Annotated in this window: 14 protein-coding genes; 1 reads left to right on the forward strand and 13 read right to left on the reverse strand. The window is 61.5% G+C overall.

From position 1 onward, the window contains the following. Positions 1 to 68 precede the first annotated feature (68 nt). From Mal15_RS29575 to Mal15_RS29595, 6 genes are all read right to left on the reverse strand, one after another. Positions 69 to 737, reverse strand: coding sequence for an SCO family protein (locus Mal15_RS29575; RefSeq protein ID WP_147871049.1), 669 nt, complete (start codon positions 735 to 737; stop codon positions 69 to 71). 3 nt (positions 738 to 740) lie between these two features. Next, on the reverse strand, positions 741 to 1,802 hold the full coding sequence (locus Mal15_RS29580) for a protoheme IX farnesyltransferase (RefSeq protein ID WP_147871050.1): 1,062 nt from the start codon (positions 1,800 to 1,802) through the stop codon (positions 741 to 743). 6 nt (positions 1,803 to 1,808) lie between these two features. Continuing rightward, complete coding sequence (locus tag Mal15_RS29585) at positions 1,809 to 2,819, reverse strand: COX15/CtaA family protein (RefSeq protein ID WP_147871051.1); 1,011 nt, start codon at positions 2,817 to 2,819, stop codon at positions 1,809 to 1,811. Between the two features lie 87 nt (positions 2,820 to 2,906). Next, positions 2,907 to 3,083, reverse strand: a complete 177-nt coding sequence (locus Mal15_RS34275) for a hypothetical protein (protein ID WP_167547121.1) — start codon at positions 3,081 to 3,083, stop codon at positions 2,907 to 2,909. Beyond that, positions 3,080 to 4,312 (reverse strand): cytochrome c, encoded by a 1,233-nt coding sequence (locus tag Mal15_RS29590; RefSeq protein WP_233903108.1) that lies wholly within the window; start codon positions 4,310 to 4,312, stop codon positions 3,080 to 3,082. Before Mal15_RS29590 ends, Mal15_RS34275 begins: the two co-directional genes overlap by 4 nt. 396 nt (positions 4,313 to 4,708) lie before the next feature. Next, complete coding sequence (locus tag Mal15_RS29595) at positions 4,709 to 5,512, reverse strand: methylamine utilization protein (RefSeq protein ID WP_233903109.1); 804 nt, start codon at positions 5,510 to 5,512, stop codon at positions 4,709 to 4,711. Between the two features lie 559 nt (positions 5,513 to 6,071). On the opposite strand from Mal15_RS29595, the gene purD reads away from it, so the two are divergent. Next, a complete protein-coding gene (gene purD / locus Mal15_RS29600) occupies positions 6,072 to 7,361 on the forward strand; it encodes a phosphoribosylamine--glycine ligase (protein ID WP_390623433.1) in 1,290 nt (429 codons plus the stop codon). Positions 7,362 to 7,768: 407 nt separating this feature from the next. On the opposite strand, the gene Mal15_RS29605 is transcribed toward purD, so the two are convergent. From Mal15_RS29605 to Mal15_RS29635, 7 genes are all read right to left on the reverse strand, one after another. Beyond that, the gene (locus tag Mal15_RS29605) at positions 7,769 to 8,812 is read right to left on the reverse strand and encodes a hypothetical protein (RefSeq protein ID WP_147871052.1); all 1,044 of its coding nucleotides are present in this window, start codon (positions 8,810 to 8,812) and stop codon (positions 7,769 to 7,771) included. Next, positions 8,809 to 10,872 carry a hypothetical protein gene (locus Mal15_RS29610; protein WP_147871053.1) on the reverse strand — a complete coding sequence of 688 codons (2,064 nt, stop codon included), beginning with the start codon at positions 10,870 to 10,872 and terminating at the stop codon, positions 8,809 to 8,811. Before Mal15_RS29610 ends, Mal15_RS29605 begins: the two co-directional genes overlap by 4 nt. Beyond that, positions 10,869 to 12,299 (reverse strand): MotA/TolQ/ExbB proton channel family protein, encoded by a 1,431-nt coding sequence (locus tag Mal15_RS29615; protein WP_147871054.1) that lies wholly within the window; start codon positions 12,297 to 12,299, stop codon positions 10,869 to 10,871. The genes Mal15_RS29610 and Mal15_RS29615 overlap by 4 nt, the downstream gene beginning before the upstream one ends. Before the next feature lie 470 nt (positions 12,300 to 12,769). Continuing rightward, a complete protein-coding gene (locus tag Mal15_RS29620) occupies positions 12,770 to 13,474 on the reverse strand; it encodes a DUF7450 family protein (RefSeq protein ID WP_147871055.1) in 705 nt (234 codons plus the stop codon). A gap of 97 nt (positions 13,475 to 13,571) precedes the next feature. After that, on the reverse strand, positions 13,572 to 16,322 hold the full coding sequence (locus Mal15_RS29625) for a prenyltransferase/squalene oxidase repeat-containing protein (RefSeq protein ID WP_233903110.1): 2,751 nt from the start codon (positions 16,320 to 16,322) through the stop codon (positions 13,572 to 13,574). Between the two features lie 157 nt (positions 16,323 to 16,479). After that, positions 16,480 to 16,899, reverse strand: coding sequence for an ExbD/TolR family protein (locus Mal15_RS29630; protein ID WP_147871056.1), 420 nt, complete (start codon positions 16,897 to 16,899; stop codon positions 16,480 to 16,482). A gap of 3 nt (positions 16,900 to 16,902) precedes the next feature. Then, on the reverse strand, positions 16,903 to 17,928 hold the full coding sequence (locus Mal15_RS29635) for a MotA/TolQ/ExbB proton channel family protein (RefSeq protein WP_233903111.1): 1,026 nt from the start codon (positions 17,926 to 17,928) through the stop codon (positions 16,903 to 16,905). Position 17,929: the final 1 nt, after the last annotated feature.

The raw sequence follows: 17,929 nt of genomic DNA on the forward strand, positions 1-17,929 counted from the left end.
CAGCGACATTGGCGACTAAAGCCTGGACACCAGCGCGATCCATTATTCTGTCACCCGCCCACTGCCTCTCACAGCATCTCGCTGATCGCCGACTGCAACTTTTCAAACTGCTTCGACTCGGGCCAACTATAAAACCCTTCGATCTTGCCTTCCGCGTCGACCAGCACAAACTTCTCGGTATGAAAGCCCTTGTCGACCGGCTGCTGAAAGATCTCGCCACCGATGCGGCGGATGTAGGTCAGATCACCGGTTAAAAACAGCCACTGATCTTCGTCGGCTCCGAAGCGGGCGGCATACTCGCGCAACACCTCGGGCGTGTCACGCTCCGGATCCACGGAGATGGACAGGAACACGACGTCTTCGCCTTCGAATCGATCCTGCAACTGCTTGATCTTTTGATTCTGTTGCGGGCACACACTCGGGCAGTTGGTGAAGAAAAAACTGACCACGTAGGGCTGGCCCAACAAGTCTTCACTCTTGACCAACTCGCCGCTGCGTTCGGTCAACTCGAAACGGCTCAACCAAGCCTCATCTTCCGGCGGCCGGGCGACTTCTTCATTGGCAATCTCAGAACTGTCCGAGACCACCGGCTCCTCGCCAGGCGCCACCTCGGAAGTGTAGACCACTTCATCAGGGCTCGGACCGGAAGAGGCCGATCGCTGGCGCAGCGTGCGTCCCACCAGTCCCAAGACGACACCCACCAACAAAATCGCGGCTAAATTGGACGCGGTTCTCATAGCTCACCAAAACACACGGATCGTAACGACCGCCAACACGGCGGGCAGCACCAGCAACGACGATCGCAGCAATCGACGTGCTGTCACATCGTTTCGGTCGCGGGCAAATCGCAGCGAAGCCTTTAACATCGGGACCGTGGCCAACAGCACCGCGAAACTTCCGATCACTGCCGGAACCATACCCGGCGCCAGCCAACACAGTGCGACACCGCAGCCGATCACTGACAATGACCCGACAATGCTTTGCACCGCCGCGGAAATCCCCGTCGGCTCGACCGTCGTCGACATGCAAAAACCGGCCTGCTCATATTGCCGGCGGTAAAGCCACGCGATGGCCATGAAATGGGGATACTGCCACGCCGCCAAGACGCCGAACAACAACCATCCTGTGCCGTCGGCCAGCGAACCGCCCAGGGCGGTGTATCCGATCAACATCGGCAACGCACCGGCGATCGCGCCGACCGTGGTGTTCCATGACGTCCGGGTCTTCATCGGCGTGTACAGAAACACGTACAACAACCACGTGGCCAAACCGACGGCCGCCGGCACAATGGAAAATCCCATCCATAGAATCGCCAACCCCAACGTGCCCATCGACGCGGTAAACGCTGTCGCCACGGCCGTCGACATCCGAGCGGCCGGCAGCGGACGAACCGCCGTGCGGGGCATGTTGCGGTCGATCACCCGCTCCCAAATCTGATTCGCCCCGCCGGCGCTGCCGGCGACCATTCCGGTGCCCAACAGCAACAACGCAAGCTGACCCAGTGACACCAAACCGCCGGCGGCAATCATCGCGGTGGCGACCGTCGTCACCAGGATCATCACGACGATCCGAGGCTTGGTCAGCTGAATCAGGTCCGAGACCAACACGCGTAGCGAAACCTCCGCTTTGTCCAACCGTCCACTCGATGCCGGCGGTGCCTGGGCCATCGCTTCCCTGCGCTGTGGTACATCCCTGCGATGGGCCGGCATTTCGAGTACCGCCACCCCCAATCCAGACTCGACGCCAACACCGTGGCGATCGGTTTCATAGCGGGAATCGGTGACGAGGACGTTGCTGGACATAACTGATTAAACGTGGGTGGCAAGCGTTCGCTGACGTAAAACTTGAACCAAGACGACCGCCGATGTCGCCAAAATCAGCGACCCGACCGCAACGTGCGCGGTCACGATGATCGAATCCAGGAATCCCTTTGAGCGAACCAAAAAGCCTTCGCCAAACGGAAGAAACTCCAAAACGCTCGGCCAACCGTAATTGACAATCCAGGTCCCGGTCCCGAGCAAGATTTGACAGCCCACAAACCATATCAGCCAACCCGCCGGCCTGGACAGCGTCAAATCGCCGCAGCGACGTACCAAAAGGAACAAAACCGGCGTCAACAGCCACAATCCGAACGCGGTGACGATGTGGACCGCCACAATCAACGTGAACGTCCCCGGCGTGGTCAGGGGCTGTACGTGCCGCAGTTGTGCCCCCAGGACCAACTGCAAATAGCTCAACAGCACGGGCAGCGTCGCCATCGCCAACGCCACACCACCCAGCGGCTTTGTCGGTTGCGTCGACGCTGCGGCCAGCGGCCGATCCCACCAGCGGCGGCTGGTTACCGATGCGGCAACGCAGCACAGCACAAACACCACCGGTCCGAAACAACCGTGAATCATCGCCGTCGTCCGATCGCTCAACAACACTCGGACGCCGCCGAGCGCCCCTTGCGAAATCACGGCGACCAGAATCACCACCGTCAGCCACAACACCCATCGGCGATCTTCGCGGCGGATCGCGGCGACCACCATCGCGATCGCCACCAATCCGACGACAGCACCCAACAGACGGTGCCCGTGTTCGATGAACAGGTCAAACGGCCCATAGACCCACGTCGACAGGGGATACAGAAACAGGTTGTAGCCGTACGTCCCGGGCCAATCCGGAACCGCCATCCCCGCGTCGTAGGTGGTCACCAGACCGCCGACCCAGATCAGCGGCCAGACCAGACACACCGACAGCACCGCCAAACGATGCAATAACTTCGATCGCTCGTCGGCAGGGTTCGGGTTCGTTTCGCTCGGTTCGTTTTCGCTCATCAATCTCTTCTTGCCTGTGGGATAGGCTTCTAGCCTGTCGTCCCCTGACGTTGACAGGCTAGAAGCCTATCCCACGGCGCTACCCCGCTACTTTCGATTTCTCAGCCCGTGCGTCTTTTCGCCCAGGATGCCGCCGGCCAAGGCCCCGCCGGCGCCGAAGATCGCCCCCGGCACCACGCCGCTTTGCCCTAACAGCGTCATCAGCACGATCCCCAGGCCCAACCCCAGGATCGCCCCGATGCTGCGATAACCTTCACGACTCATCGTTTTGCCTCGCCGAGTGACTTCACGTAATGAACGATGTCCCAAACCTGATCGCCGGTCAGCCCCGTTGCTGACGGCTCGCCCGACAGGCTGATCCCGGCCATGGGCGTGCCCGCGATGCCGGCGACGATCCGGCGATACAGCGTCTCGGGATCCCCGCCGCCGCGATAGACCCCGTCGGTCAGCCTGCGCGGATGAATCTGCCGGGGCCGCAAGGCGCCCGCCGTTCGAAACGGACGCACCGCCTCTCGATCGGTCGGCGTCACCGCAATCCCCTCGGTAAACTCCTTGGTCCAATCGTCAAAGTCGAACGTGACCAGATCCCCACCGCCTTGCTTTCCGTGACAGCCGGCGCAATTGGCGATTCGCCCATGAAACAACGCGTCGCCACGCGCGATCGACGCATCGTCGGCGGGCGCTTCCTCAGGGACAGGAATCACCGACTGATCGGCGTCGACCCATTGTCCGGTGATTCGGTCGAGCGTCTCGCGGGCCACTTCCACGGCGAATGCTTGCGGATCCATGGAAGCCAGCGTCAACAAACTCGCATCATCGTCCGGACGCGTTTCCTCGTACCCCAGCTCCACCACCGCTTCGGTCAACATCCGGCGTTCAAATTCACCGCGGACGGACAGGTAAATGACGTAGTCGACCAACGCGGCCAAGTCATCCTCGGACAGACGCTCGAACGATGGCATCGCCGTCCCGGGCGCCCCATGACGCAAGATTGCCAACAAGTCCTGGCGAGTCGGTTTTGCTCCCCGCTGGGTCGACTTCCACTTGTACACGCCGGCACGAAAGTCGCGCGGGTAGGGGTTTTGCAGCAGCGACGCGGGCCCATTTCCGCCGCCGGAGACCCCGTGGCAGGTGACACAGTGTTCGTTGAAAAGCCCGAAGTGCCGGTTGGACTGGTCGCTGTAGACCGGCCCAGCGGCCCGCTGCAGGTTCTCCAGACCGACCAGCGTCTTGGCTTCATCGTGCGACATCTGGTCGACCGGCCACCGCGGCTCGATCGGAGTCCCGAACCAGGCCTCCAGCGCCGCCGTCGTGTCTTCGGCCGCCAGCTCAGTCGGCACGTCCAGCTTGGCCGAAACGACCAACGAATAGACTCGGTTGGGTGGATAATGCTCCACCGGGGCATCGCAGCCGCACAAGAAAACTGCGACAAGCATCGGCGCCGTAAGAATCGGCAGCTTTGAAAAGGGCGTTTTGTCGACGGTTGATCTCATTGCAGCAGCGTAACCGAACGCCGCGGCCTGGACCAACCGAATGAATTGTCGCAGTTTGGCAGCCGCGGCATCGCCCTGGGCTTATCCGTTCCCAACGGGAACGCTACCGATTCGCCCAACCGTTCGGGCCCAAACGTTCGGGCCAAACGTTTTTCATCCGCTGGAGAAATCAGGTAAGAAGATTTCGGGGGTAAGAAAATGGTTGAATGTCTTCTCCAATTCGACTTGGCTAATTTTCCTACCCCATCAATCTTCCTACCAGCCCAGTCCGAGGACTTGTCACCGATCTCTCCCCATCAACCCCCGCATGTCGCAGGCGTTCTCAATTTCCCGCTTGTTCCCGGCCACAGCCCCCAGGAACAAGCGGGATAGAGGGTTTGACAGAAGCGCGGTCGCTCAGCCGCCGAACGCGTCGACCGGGATTTCGATCGTTCCCATGTCGTTCATGCCGGGCTTGATTTCAACCTCGAACTTGCTGCTTCGCCATTCGGTTTCTTCGCCGTCGATGATCACATCCTTCAGTGACCCGTTCTCGTGGTTGGCCCGAAAAACGACTTCGTCACCGACGGGCAACCCCTTGATCTCCAGCACGCCATCTTCATCGCTGACCGCCGCAAAGGGGTGATCGAGCACGACGACCTGGGCCTTCATCCAGTTATGGATATTGCAAGCGACCGGAATCGGCGCCGGCTCGTCCTCTTTCAGCTCAATCTCGACCGACCCACCGGCGGGGACCGTCAGGTTCTGCTGGGTGTTGTTGAAGAACTGGAAATTCGCGTTGTGGCCGACCTTATCCGGGTTGGTGACCTTGATCGTGTCGCCCTTCTTAGCGATCAACACGTGGGGCTCGAACCGGCAATCCAGGTTGGCCAACTCGTGAGTTTCCGGCTTCAATTCCATTTCCGGCAACTCCGTCCCGCGACGTCCCGTGTATACGTAGACGATCACGTTCTTGATGCCGCTGTTCTTGGGATTCACGACCAGGGTTTCATCCGGAATCTCCTTCAATCCGCAAAACGCCTGATCCACGTTGGGGGCGATCGGCGGAAAGGATTTCGCCGCCCCTTTCAATTTGAACGTCATCCGCAGCGTGCCCGTTTCTTGGGCCTGGGCGGGTGGGCTGGCCACCAGCATCGCGCAAACGGCGATCGCGGCGGCCGAAGGAACAAACAATCGGGTCAAAGATACAAAGTGGTTCACACGTAAACTCCTACAGGGGTGGATGCCTCGAACGCGTCGAGTGTAATTGGTCCGCGGGGCGAGATTAAGACCGCGTCCGGCAGCGACATCAAAAGCGAGTGACATCGAAAGCTTTCTCACAAAGCCTGGTTCAAGACGAGCAAAGAAAAAGGCGGCGGCCGAACCAGAGCGGGGAACTCAGCCGGCCGCCGCCTTCTCAAAAACTAGTCGTCGGGAACCGCGTCGCCACTGGGGGTGGGGTGGGGTAAAGCGGGCGACAGAAACACGATTCCCGGGGGGTCGAGTGGAATTATACGCATAAAGGAGAAAATGTCTACCGCTAAAGCGCCGTAAAGACCCGCGAAGTTCCGTCGGCCGGGTTGGATTCGTCGTGACCGAGCCTCTCGGATCGCCGTAGCTACGCTCGCCAGAGCGTGGAAAACCCCGCTGATCCACCTTCTGGCGAAGGTAGCTACGTTTGTCCAGCCAACCCGCTGCACCATCTGCCATCCTTTCCGCCGAACAATTACATTGCCGCATCAGCGATCCGTTTGGTTGAACCCTTCCCGTGGTGAATGTGATGAAAGTATTGGTGGTCGGTAACGGTGGACGCGAACATGCCCTCGCGTGGAAACTCGGACAAAGCCCGAAGGTGACGGAGGTCTTCGTCGCACCGGGCAATGCAGGAACCGCCATCGAAGCGACCAACGTCGACATCGCGGCGACCGACGTCGACGACCTGGTCCAGTTTGCCAAGCAGCACGCCATCGACCTGACCGTCGTCGGCCCCGAAGCCCCGCTGGTGCTGGGTCTGGTCGACGCACTCGAAGAAGCCGGCTTGCGCGTCTTCGGCCCCACCGCCGCCGCGGCCGAACTCGAAGGCAGCAAGGTGTTCTGCAAGAACCTGCTGCACACCGCCGACATCCCCACCGCCGATTACCGCACCTTCCGAAACGCCGACGACGCCTCGCGATACATCAAAGACAAGTACAGCGAACCGACCGATCAGGTCCCCGTGGTGGTCAAAGCCGACGGACTGGCCGCCGGCAAAGGCGTGATCGTCTGCGAGACCCGCAGCGACGCCCTGCAAGCGATCGACCGCATCGCCGGCCAAAAGGAATTCGGCGAAGCGGGCAACGAACTGATCATCGAAGAAAAATTGATCGGCCAAGAAGCCAGCGTGCTGGCGATCACCGACGGCGAAACCATCATCTCACTGCCGGCCGCCCAAGATCACAAACCAGCCTACGACGGAGACACCGGCCCCAACACCGGCGGCATGGGCGCGTACTGCCCGACGCCGATCGTCGACGAAGCGATGTTCGCGAAAATCGAATCCGACGTCCTGGTCCCCGTCGTCCACGCGATGAAACGCGCGCGAAAACCCTTCAAAGGCGTCTTGTACGCCGGGCTGATGCTGACCGCCGCCGGCCCCAAAGTCCTGGAATTCAACGTCCGGTTCGGTGACCCGGAGTGCCAGCCGCTGCTGATGCGGCTGAAATCGGACCTGTTCGACGTCCTGGTCGCCGCGGCCGACGGAAAACTCTCCGAAATCGAACCGCTCGAGTGGGATGACCGCCCCAGCCTGTGTGTCGTGATGGCCAGCGAAGGCTACCCGGGCAGCTACGAAAAAGGCCGCGTGATCACGGGTTTGGAAGACGCCGCCGAAGTCGAAGACGTCAAAGTCTTTCACGCCGGAACGACCACCGTCGACGGCAACGTCGTCAACGCCGGAGGACGGGTGTTGGGCGTCACCGCGATCGGCAACACCATCAGCGCCGCAAAACTCAAGGCCTACACCGCCGTCCAAAAAATCCGCTGGCCCGGCGCCTGGTGCCGCAAAGACATCAGCGACAAGGCGCTGGGGTAGTTTTCGAGATGCACACGCATACGGCGTGAGACGCACGCACCCGGAAAACCTGGCGAGCTTCAGCGAGTCAGGTTTTCCGGGGGAGAGGGAGCCATGGTAATTTATATCGACGTCAATGATATGGGAGAGACGGCGTTTGCGCAGCAAGCAAACGCCAGAGCGGGCTCGCGCTAGAAAAGCCGCTTCGGCCGCCTGAAAACGAAAGTCTTGGCGACTTCCGCTACGAACTAATCCGTCACGTCAACAAGTTTGTCCATGGCCGTTGGCCAATCGGGTTCAAATTCCTACGGAGACCTTGGGCGATGCCCAAGGCTATGGGTGTGCACGGCCTTTGGCCGTACTTCCAACTTCCAACTCCCAACTCCCAACTCCCAACTCCCAACTCCCAACTCCCAACTCCCAACCGCTTACTGAGCCACCGACCGCGTCCCGCCGCCGGCGAAGTTCACGTAGATCGGGCTGCCGTCCTTGATCGGCCGCGCCGCCGATGCGTATCCCTTGGCATAGATCTTTTCGCGCAGCTTGCGAAACGAACCGTAACTGTCGGGATAGACCGCAACCGTCACCGTCGTCGTCTCGGCCGGGTAACGCGACAGTTCGACATCCAACCAATCATCGTTGGCCAACACCTGCTCGATCGGAGTGCCATGCGGTTCCTGGAGCGGTTCGAATGACGCGACGACCACCCGCGCGCGACTCATCCTGGCGATCGCATTGCCGTCGCTGACCAGTTCATTGCTGCGGCTGAGCACATACCGAGCGACATAGCCCCGCACCGGCCCGACCGCCGCATCGCTGACGCCTTCGCGAAGGCTTCCCGAGGTTCGTCGAAAATTCCGTCCAATCTCTTCGGTCAGCAACTTGAACGGGATCACCGACAACCGATCATTCTTTAAACGAAAATAGACCTCCTCTCCGAACACGGTCTTGGCCATCGGCGTCGGTAAATGCGAGATCGCGACGACCGGCGGCTGTTCGGTTTCCAGTTGGGCGCGTGCACCGACCAGTTCGGTCAACTCGCTCTTCAACGCCTCCGCTTCGGCGTTGCGAAGGGCCGCATCGCGGCGGGCATCGTCCAACTTGGCTTGCTCGTCTTCCCAAGCCGCCTCGGCTTCGGTCAACAACGTCAACAGAATTGTCCGCCGTTCGGCTTGCTGTGCGATCTTGGAATCCAACAGCTTGATCGTGCGTTCCAGTCGCATCGAATCCGCCTGCGCCGACGCCGCCCGTGCAGCCACCGTGGCCAGCGTTTCCATTTCGACCTGCCCGGCGATTCGCGCCTTGGGATCGACCGGCTGGACCGTCTTCGGCTTGGCCTCGCGCAGGATCGCCTCCGACTGTGCCCCCAGCACCACGACCAAGATGATCAGGATGCCGACCAGGTTGGCGACGATGTCCAAAAAGGCATCGTGTCCGACCGAAACTCCTTCTCTGCGTCGTCGTCCGCTCATTTGAAATCACCTTGCGGGTTGGTTTCTGCGTGGCGGTATCCGTCACCTTGATCGCCGCCGACACGCTGGATCGGCAGCCCGCTGCCGATCATCAGCCGGCTCCATTGTTCGTATTGCTGCTCCGCACCGGGCATCACGTCGACCTTCAATTGCGGTGACCAGCGGGCACCGGGCGCTGCGGCCCCCCAACGCTCGATCCGGTCGCGAACACTGGTCGCCAATTCCAGCGTCGCCTGGTTGACGCCGTCCGGGCCGACCGCAAATGTTTCGCCCCTTCGGCTGACCGCGTCGGGTAACAACACAAAACGATCGGGATAGATCTCCAGCCGCACCGAACGAACGATCTCATTCCCGCGGCCCAAGGCCACACTGCTCGGCAGCGCCCAATCGGCCCCGCGTCGCTGGACCATGCGGCGAGGGTTTTGGGACGAATTGGATGGCGACGAAGCAGGGTTCTGGTTTTCGGCATCACTCTGGCCATCGGTCGGCACATTGGCTTTCATGCGCTCAGACACCTTGGGCTGGTTCATCGCTTGCATTCCCACCGATGCACCGGCCAACGGGCCGATCCCGCCTGGGTTATCTTGGGTTTGCCTGCTCGCCTTGCCAATGACACGTTGACGACCACCGGAATCCGCATTGCCTTGGGCCAACACGGCCGATGCCGATTGTTCATCACCGCTGCTTGGTAACTGCATCCCGGCGGTGTCGCGATGGGAGCCATCCGCATCGCTCGCGCCGGCGATCTGGCCGACCGCCGTCGTGGCCGCCTGATTCAGCTGGTTGTCGTTGGCTTCCGATTCGGCCAACAGCGACGCCGACTCTTGCAGCTGCCGCTCCAATCTTTGCTTGGCCGCCTCGGGCGTCAGTGGTGTCGGATTCCCCGAGCCACCGCCGCCGTAAGTTCGAGTGGGGAACATCCGATGATCGCGGTATCCACTCTGCCGGCCCTGGCGATCCATTTGTGATACAGACAACCGCGGCACCTTTGTCGGCGAAGGCGATTCGTCGGCGGAACTCGGCGGCATCTGCCCTTCGGTCGCCGCGACCGATCCGCCGGCTCCCGTTCCACGCTGAAAGTTTCCACCGTTGCCCACCGGCCCGTCGTGATAGCGGCCTTCGGGATGGCGGCTACCGGATCCACGAATGGATCGCACGATCGACTGTTTGGTCATTCGATCAAGCGCCTGGTTGATCGCGTACTCCATCCGCTGGCGCATCACCGGATCAGAATTGGGATAGGCCAGATTCACATCCGCCGGCACCAGTTCGTATCCGAATTGATCGTCCCAATCCATCATCGCCGCGCGGGCCGCGTAATAGCTGTCCACGCCGCCGGGACGGACCAACAACATCGGGTATGGCGGAATCGTGTCACCGTATTGCTGCATCGCGTGATAACGTGCGGCGCGGAGGGCGTCATCCAGCGGATTGGCCGTGGACGAGGATTGTTCCAACTGGTTCCGCGTGATCGTGACGCCTTCGGGCCAAATCGTCACGCCCTTGGCCGTGCATTCCAGATAGATCGGTCGCCGGTCAGTGCCGTTGGGTCCCTGGTGGGGAACGATCACGAAACGCGGCTTGGCGGTCTCGATTTCTTCACGCAGCTTCTTCACGACCAACTGCTCTTTGACCAGTTGCTCTTTCAGGTCCTTCACCTCTGCGGCCGTCGCCGCCGGCATCGGGTCCTGGGACATCGCCTGCTCCATCGCTTGGCTGATCTGTTTCAGCCGCTCACGAATGCGTCGCATGTGATCTTCGACGTGAGCCAGTTGGTCACGCCGGTCTTCCAGATCGCCCGTTTGTGCGTCGCGAAAGGAAACCAATTCGCCCAAGCGAAACTCTTCCTCTTCGACCAACAACTCGACGTCACCGACGGTCAATTGTCCCGGATCGTGTGGCGGCGGCTCGGCCGCCGTCTCGGCAATCTGCTGCGCCGCATCGGACGTGTTTTGTGCCACCAACGCCAACAGCAAGATCAACGTCCCCAGGGTGCAAACCAAGACGGCCAGGAACGGGAACAGTGTCGGCGACAGGGTCTGGCGTCGACGCCCGCTCATGCAGCCCGCCTCGCATCGTGGTTGATGTTCGACTTGACCGCCACCATCTCGCGCGTCAGCACGTCCACGGCACGCGCCAGCACGATCATCGCGTCGGCCATGCCCTGGCCGGCCGCCGCGCCCATGTTCTCATCGATGCGACGGTTCGTTTCGTCCAACAGGTTCAAGTTCGCCGCCAACGTTTGCTGCAGATTCAGCACCGAACTGGCTTGCTCGCGGACCAACGCCGCCTGATCGACTTGGTCCAACATCACCGCGTGCTGTTTCGTCATCGCGTCGGCACCGGCCACGATGGTTTCTTGCCACGCCGCAAGTTGCAATTGCCATTGGTCGAATTGATGCTCAAGCTGTTCGCGATTTCGCTGCGTCGAACGCTCCATCTGTTGGGCATGGTCACGCAGTGCAGGCGTCAGGGTTTGCTCCACCGCATCAACAAAGCTTTGCGATTGCACGTTGTGGGCTTGCTGCCAGTACCCCTGGGCTTCGTCAATTGTTTGCCGCCACAACGTCGTCTGATTGCTCAACGATTCTGCAACCGCCGCACGAACTCCCTCGCACAACTGGGCCAGCAATTCGAATTGGTTGTCGGCGACTTCGTCACCCGGCAGATGCAACCCGGTCAGATAACCCACGCGTTCGTCGATTGCAGCTAACAACTGCTGCTCGCTTCGTTCGACGGGGAACTGCAAGAAGATCGCCACGATCGAAAGCACCAGCCCCAACGCCGTGGTGTCAAACGCCACGTACAACCCGCTCTTCAAGTTGTCGACCGCGGCGTTGCCGTTGGAAAAATCCAAACCGCCCAACGTTTGCGTGATCCCGATCACGGTCCCCAAAAAACCCAACATCGGAATCGCCCAGACGATGATCCGGACCAAGGCGAACGAGTCGTGCGCCGAATCGGCATCGCGGGACGAAAGCTCGCGCAGGTCGTCGGCCAAATGCTTGGTGGTCCCGCGGCCGGATTGGCGCATCAGAACTTCGCGGAGCCGGACAACGAGCTGGCAACGCGCCACCTCGCGAGGCAGTTTTGCCAAATCACTCGACCAGGTCTGGGCGACAAACCCGGCATCGTGACGGTCACGGAATTCCTGTGTCGGCGAGTCGAGTTGTCGTTTGGGCGACAGGGCCGCATCGTCGGCACGCCGCAGCAACGCCCATTGCAATCGCGTCGCCCAGGCCTTCAGCCCTAAGATGCAAACCGCGATGCAAAATAAGATGGTCGCCGCGATCGCCACCGGGTGCCCGAGAAAGTAGCGTTCCAGCGGTCCCCACGAGGTCGCGTAGACCACCCCATAAAAGAGGCCCGCCAACACGCCCCCACCGGCCACCGCGAGGATGCCGCTCAGCCGATCGCGGTGGTCCGCGACTCGACTGTCCTGATTGCTATCAAACTTGCCTGCGTTTTGCGACTCAGTTTTGCTCACGCCTGCGTCCTTGCCGAGGGAGGAATCCAATTGTTGGACCGGTGTCCAAGCACAATCCTTACCACCCCATCGTCTTTCCCCTCAGGCCATCTTCACCCAATCCGCAGAATTCAACAGCGGCCCATCGACCAGCGCACAAACGTCCCGTAGCGGACCTCGCCAAGAGTTTCGCCGGAAGCGGCGTGATTGCGTGGCGGGGCGCGAATTGCGCGGCGCGAATCGGGAATTGTGCCACCCACCAAACAGGCGTGCGGTGAACGGGCGTGTGATGGCGACCGGGCGGGTGGCCAGAAAGGACCAACAGGACAGATGCGACCGATAGGACATCACCGCCCCAGTCACACCTCCGTCCCATGTGTCCTATTGGTCGTATTGGTCCTATTTTTCACTTGCGCCCCACTGCGGAGTTCCGTCCCGGCGTCGTTCACCTGGAGCGCCGAAAGCCTTGGCGGCTTCCGCTACGACGTTAATCAACGCACGCGACTTGCCGCCACAGCAACGAACTCCTTCGATGTGACCGTCAATTGGTTCAGTCCGAACGAATCGATCGTTGTGACACGGCCGTCGACGGAACTCGCCTCGACCGCGTACACCATCAAGAAACTCGACGCGGATTTGATCGGCACATGCTCTTCATGATGCCATTCTTCGGCCGGCACGCAAACAAACGCAGGCTTTCCAGGCGTGGGTTCGGGCAACGCCAACGAATCGACGTCGACGATTTCGAAGGCGATGAAATGGTCCAACGATTCCGGAACCTCGGCCGGCGGGCCGTCGGCGACCGTCTGGGCGGGGATCAAATAAAAGGCGGGCTGCCCCAACCGCACACCGAACGACTGCGACCCGCTATAGGTGTCTCGCAACTGGATCGTTTTGACCGCCTCAGAATCGGGTTTGCGGATGGAGTACCAATTCAAGTAGCTCGGCCGCGCGTCGTCAGCTTGACTCTTGTCCCGCGGAGACGAGTACAATTTCGGACCGCGAAAATTGATCCAGCGACGCTTTTCGTCCAACTCCGTCTTCACCTCTAGTCCGTGCAGCACCGGATTGGACGCCGCAACCGACACCACGTCGTGGGGTGATTCCGCGACCGTTTGCGGCACCGATGCGAGTGCAATCAAGACGGCGGGCAACAAGACGCGGAAGGGCAGGGCAGAGCAGGGCAGGACAGACATGATCAAGAGTCCGGTAAACGGAAGCGGACGAAGGAACACGGGGCGTGTGCTTCATTATCGCCTGCCGTCTAGGGATCAGTCGTTCGGCCGTCCACCGTCACTTGGCGGCGGTGTCCTCATAAATCGGCAGATGCCGATAGTAGACTTCCAAATTCAGCAGGTTCATCGTGGTCACGTACAGCCGGCCGGCGTGCGCGCTCCAACGGTCGGGGATCGGCAGTTCGGGGTCCCAGGAACCGGCTTCCGGGCCGACCTTGATTTGCGTTTCCAGCAACAGCGGATTCAGGAATTGATTCCAGCGGTCCCAATAGTCGCCGCCCATGTGAAACATGAACTGGGTGGCGTAGTACCAGTAGTACCCGTCGCGCAACGGGCGGCGTCGCTCACCCAACTGCGGCGGGTACTTCAACAGATACTCCGCGGCCGACTGCATCTCGGGTTGCTCGCGACTCCACCCGTTGTACATCCGCATCAGCATGCCCACGGCGGTCATGGTCGGTGTCGGCAAACGCCCGTGTCGCTGTTGGGGCGTGTCGGCCGCAAACGGGTTGTACCGGTAACGATCCAATTGCTCCGGTCCGTCGCCCCGTGCGAGCGACAACCAGTGATCGATCCCGTCATAAGCGGCCTGTGACACGTCCAACCCGGATAGGTCGCCGCTTTTAAGTGCCATCATCATCCAACCGGTGACACTCGTGTCGCTGCTGACCTGGGGCGAATAACGCCATCCGCCGTAGCTGCGGTGCTGGGTTGCCATGATGTAGTTCAGTGATTCCTGAGCGCCCTGACGCAGCTCGCGGTCCTGGGTCATGCCGTAGGCTTCACACAACGCCAGGGCGGCGATCCCGTGGCTGTAAAACATCACGTTGCGATCGCTCAGTTCGTTTTCGCTGCGGTACAGGTTCCCGCTGGTGCGTTGGTTGTCCAGCAAGAACTTCAACCCCTTGCTGACCGTGCCGGCGTATTGGTGCTGGGTGTGCGTGTAGCCGGCGCCCTGGAAGGCCAACAAACACAATCCGGTCGCCGCGGTGTCGCTTCGCAAAATGACGCGGTCCCCGTGCCCCTGCAACGACCAGCTGCCGTCTTCGTTCTGGACGCTCGCCAAGTAGGCCAATCCCCGCTCGATCGCCTCCTCGGTCGCAGGTCCTCCCATGCCGGGGGCGCTGGACGCTGCGCCGCCGCTGGTTCGCATCACACGTCGAGAAAACGATTCCACGGCGGCGATCTTGGTGCCCGCCGGGGTGGCCGGACCGCCGACTTGGCGCCTGGGCCTTGCTTCGCGCGGCAATTCCATTGCCGCGATCTCCGGTTGCGCGTCGCTGGGGATCAATCCGGCCGACGGTGCGAGTGTGTCGCTGATCCCGACCGGCCCGATGTCGGCCAAAAGATCCAACGCCATCGCCGGCGCCCCGGCGGGCGCCAACTCGGTCGTCGCCGCCCCACCGGATTCGCCTTCTCGTCCGACCGCTGCATCGCTCGCGCCCAACCGATCATCCAGCTGATCCGATGGTGCCGCACCGGCGATTCCCGCGGCACTGGCCGGCACCGACTCGGCCGGCGTCATTGTTCCCATCGGGGAGGATCCGCGGACCACGTTCATGCGACGACCGCGTCCCGGCGCCTGTGTCGCCGGTCCGGCGTTCACGTTGGGCGCCCCGACCGCTGCCGAGAGCGTGTTGCGAGCGACCCGCGCGCCGCCGGTCGGACTAACTGGAGCGGTCTCGGTCATGAAGCTGGGCGCCGGGCCGAGCGTGATCTGTGCCCCGGTCGTTTCGCCTCGCGTCTCGGTCGGGATGTCGGTCGGCGAGAGCATCAGCGAGGCGTCTTCGCTGGACCGTGCCACCGAAACGACGACGGGTGCCGGCGCGGCACCGGCGACTGCAGACGGCTGGGCGATGGTGCGCGAACGCCTGGATCGCGCCAGCCCCGCATCGCCGATCGTCGGCATCGATTCGTTTGCGCTCAACGACGTGGCCGCAGGCATCGCCCGCGGCGTCTGAATCGATTCACTCGGCCGAGGCACCACGGCCGGCATGTCCAAGCGTGCCGCCGCCTGTCGCGATGCACTCGGCGTGCCGTTGTCGGCCAACTTGCGCTCGGCCGGTGCGGCCGGAACGGGACTGGTCATCTCTTGGGCCGGTGAGGGCACCTCGATCGACTCGGCTTGCGGCTTGGGCGCCGGCGTGTTGCTCTCCCGCCGCGCCAGTTTCCCCGGCGCATCGGCCGGCATCGGTTCGCTAGCGCTGGCCTGATTCCGCTCCATCAAAAACTTCTGCATCGGTTGGTTTTCAGGCTGCCGCGGCTTGGGAACCTCCAACCGCGGTTGCGATCGTTCCACCGGCGGCAATTGACGCTGCTCTTTGGGGATCTCGCGTGACTTGGTTTCCGCGTCGACCGGCTTGGACCAGTCCGGCGTTTCTTTGGATTCCTTGGGTGCCTGAAAGATGTGTTCGGGAACGGTTTTTCGGATCGGCGTCCGCTCGCGTTTTTCGCCCTTGGAAGCAAGCGGCTGGTAGGCCGCGAACACGACGTAGTGGATCGCAAAAATCAACAGCAACAGGTGCACGGAGATGCTGAACAGCAGCCCCAGCAGGATCGCTTTTCGTAGGAAGCGTGACGTGATCGCCCGCAGGACCAACGAAAGAATCACGGCGACGCAGATGATCCCCACCAGGTACGTCGTCGCGTTGTACAACAGACGCGGGTCATCAAACCGGAACGGGGTCGCGATCAGAAACAGGACCAAACCGGCCAGCGTGACCACCGACAAATCCAGCGGCCACATCCGCGCCGAATCGGTCGGCGTGCTTTCGACACGAGGACGGTCATAGTCAGATTCAAATCGCAAAACAAATCGGCCCGCGGAGGAAATGAAGTTTTAGGTTAGAAGGCAGGTGACAGAAAAATGGGGGGCAGAAAAATAGCGGTGGGGAAAGAGGAGACAAGAAAATGGGTGACATGAAAACAGATGGAACTGACTCAAAACTCAAAATTTGAAACCACTCTCACTCGGGGCCTTCCAGCGTCGTCACGGAATAATCGCTGATTCCGCTTCGATTACAAACATCCATCACGCTGACGACCGGTTGGAACGACGATTCACGATCGGCTCGGATCACGGCGGACTGGTTGGTCGGGTTGGACGCGACGCTGGCCTTGAGCAATTTTTCCAGATCCGGTAGCGACGTCGCTTGTCCGCGCAGGTAGATCTCGCCGGCCTTGTCGATGTCGATCACGATTTCGCGAGGCTTGCCGATCATCGGCACGGCGCTGGTGGCCGTCGGCAACACGATGTCCAATCGACGCTCCTCCTCCTCAAACTCGCTGGTGACCAGGAAGAAGATCAGCAGCAAGAACACGACGTCGATCAGCGGCGTCAGACTGAGCGTCCCGGCGACGCTGGAGCGTTTGATTTGAACGGCCATCGCTCAACTCGCCTTGGCCGGATTGCCGCTGTCCGAAACGCTATCCGCGACGGCGGCATGTGGAGGCGCATGCGACGGTGGGGGTGGAGGCGGTGGGGTGACGTTGCCTGCCGATCCGTCGACGTATTGGATCGGGATCAACGTGCCATCGCTGTCCAACCGTCGCCGGCCGTCGAATCGGGCCAACCCGGGTGCCAGGTCGAACACGAGTTGTTCAACGCTGTGAAACAGTTTTGCGATTCGATTTTCCAAGTACTGGGCAAAGATCGCCGCCGGGATCGCGACGGCCAAACCGGCCAGCGTGGTGACCAATGCGGTGTAGATCCCCTCGGACAGTTGCTCGCTGCGAGAGCGATCGGCCGACAGCGACGTCGACTCGTGAAAGGCAACGATCATGCCCCAGACCGTCCCCAGCAATCCCATCAACGGGGTCGCCGCGGCGGCCAGCGTCAACCAGCGGACCGGCGACGCGTAGCGGTCGGCTTCGCGCCCGATCGTCTCGGTCGCGGTGCGTTCGATTTCCCCCAGCGGCTGGCCGGTCCGCATCAACATCGCGCCGACGATGCTGGCCGTCGGCGAGGGGTGCTGCAAACACGCCTGATACGCCGTCGGCGGGTCGAAGGATTCGACCGGATCGGCCAGTCGGCGGAGCTCGCGGACCAGACGACGCGGCATGACTTTCCCGCGTCGCAGACTGAGCATCCGTTCGACCGCCAGCGTGACCACCAACAGACTCATCAACCCGATCGGGATCATGAAGCGACCGCCGCGCAAGATTAGCGACAACATGTCGATCCCCGTCGGTTCGGCGACCGCTTGCGGTTCGTCGCCGACCGGTTCGGCATTCATGACCGATTGGATGTCGGACGCGTTGACCGGCGGCCCGAGGTCGTCTTGTGCCCAAGTGCGAGCCGGGTCTGTCACGCCGCACCACCACGCCACACAAAGACCGACGACCAAGCAGACCATCGTGATTCGTTTTTGCCTGGCGCCGCCGTCGCGACGCGGGTTCATCTGATTGGAAGTCACG

Source organism: Stieleria maiorica (assembly GCF_008035925.1).
In the GTDB taxonomy this organism is placed as follows: Bacteria; Planctomycetota; Planctomycetia; order Pirellulales; family Pirellulaceae; genus Stieleria; species Stieleria maiorica.

Coding starts and splice junctions, on each gene's coding strand:
- Mal15_RS29575 (WP_147871049.1), bottom strand. CDS start 737: ATGAGAACCGCGTCCAATTTAGCCGCGATTTTGTTGGTGGGTGTCGTC.
- Mal15_RS29580 (WP_147871050.1), bottom strand. CDS start 1,802: ATGTCCAGCAACGTCCTCGTCACCGATTCCCGCTATGAAACCGATCGC.
- Mal15_RS29585 (WP_147871051.1), bottom strand. CDS start 2,819: ATGAGCGAAAACGAACCGAGCGAAACGAACCCGAACCCTGCCGACGAG.
- Mal15_RS34275 (WP_167547121.1), bottom strand. CDS start 3,083: ATGAGTCGTGAAGGTTATCGCAGCATCGGGGCGATCCTGGGGTTGGGC.
- Mal15_RS29590 (WP_233903108.1), bottom strand. CDS start 4,312: ATGAGATCAACCGTCGACAAAACGCCCTTTTCAAAGCTGCCGATTCTT.
- purD (WP_390623433.1), top strand. CDS start 6,072: ATGAAAGTATTGGTGGTCGGTAACGGTGGACGCGAACATGCCCTCGCG.
- Mal15_RS29605 (WP_147871052.1), bottom strand. CDS start 8,812: ATGAGCGGACGACGACGCAGAGAAGGAGTTTCGGTCGGACACGATGCC.
- Mal15_RS29610 (WP_147871053.1), bottom strand. CDS start 10,872: ATGAGCGGGCGTCGACGCCAGACCCTGTCGCCGACACTGTTCCCGTTC.
- Mal15_RS29620 (WP_147871055.1), bottom strand. CDS start 13,474: ATGTCTGTCCTGCCCTGCTCTGCCCTGCCCTTCCGCGTCTTGTTGCCC.
- Mal15_RS29630 (WP_147871056.1), bottom strand. CDS start 16,899: ATGGCCGTTCAAATCAAACGCTCCAGCGTCGCCGGGACGCTCAGTCTG.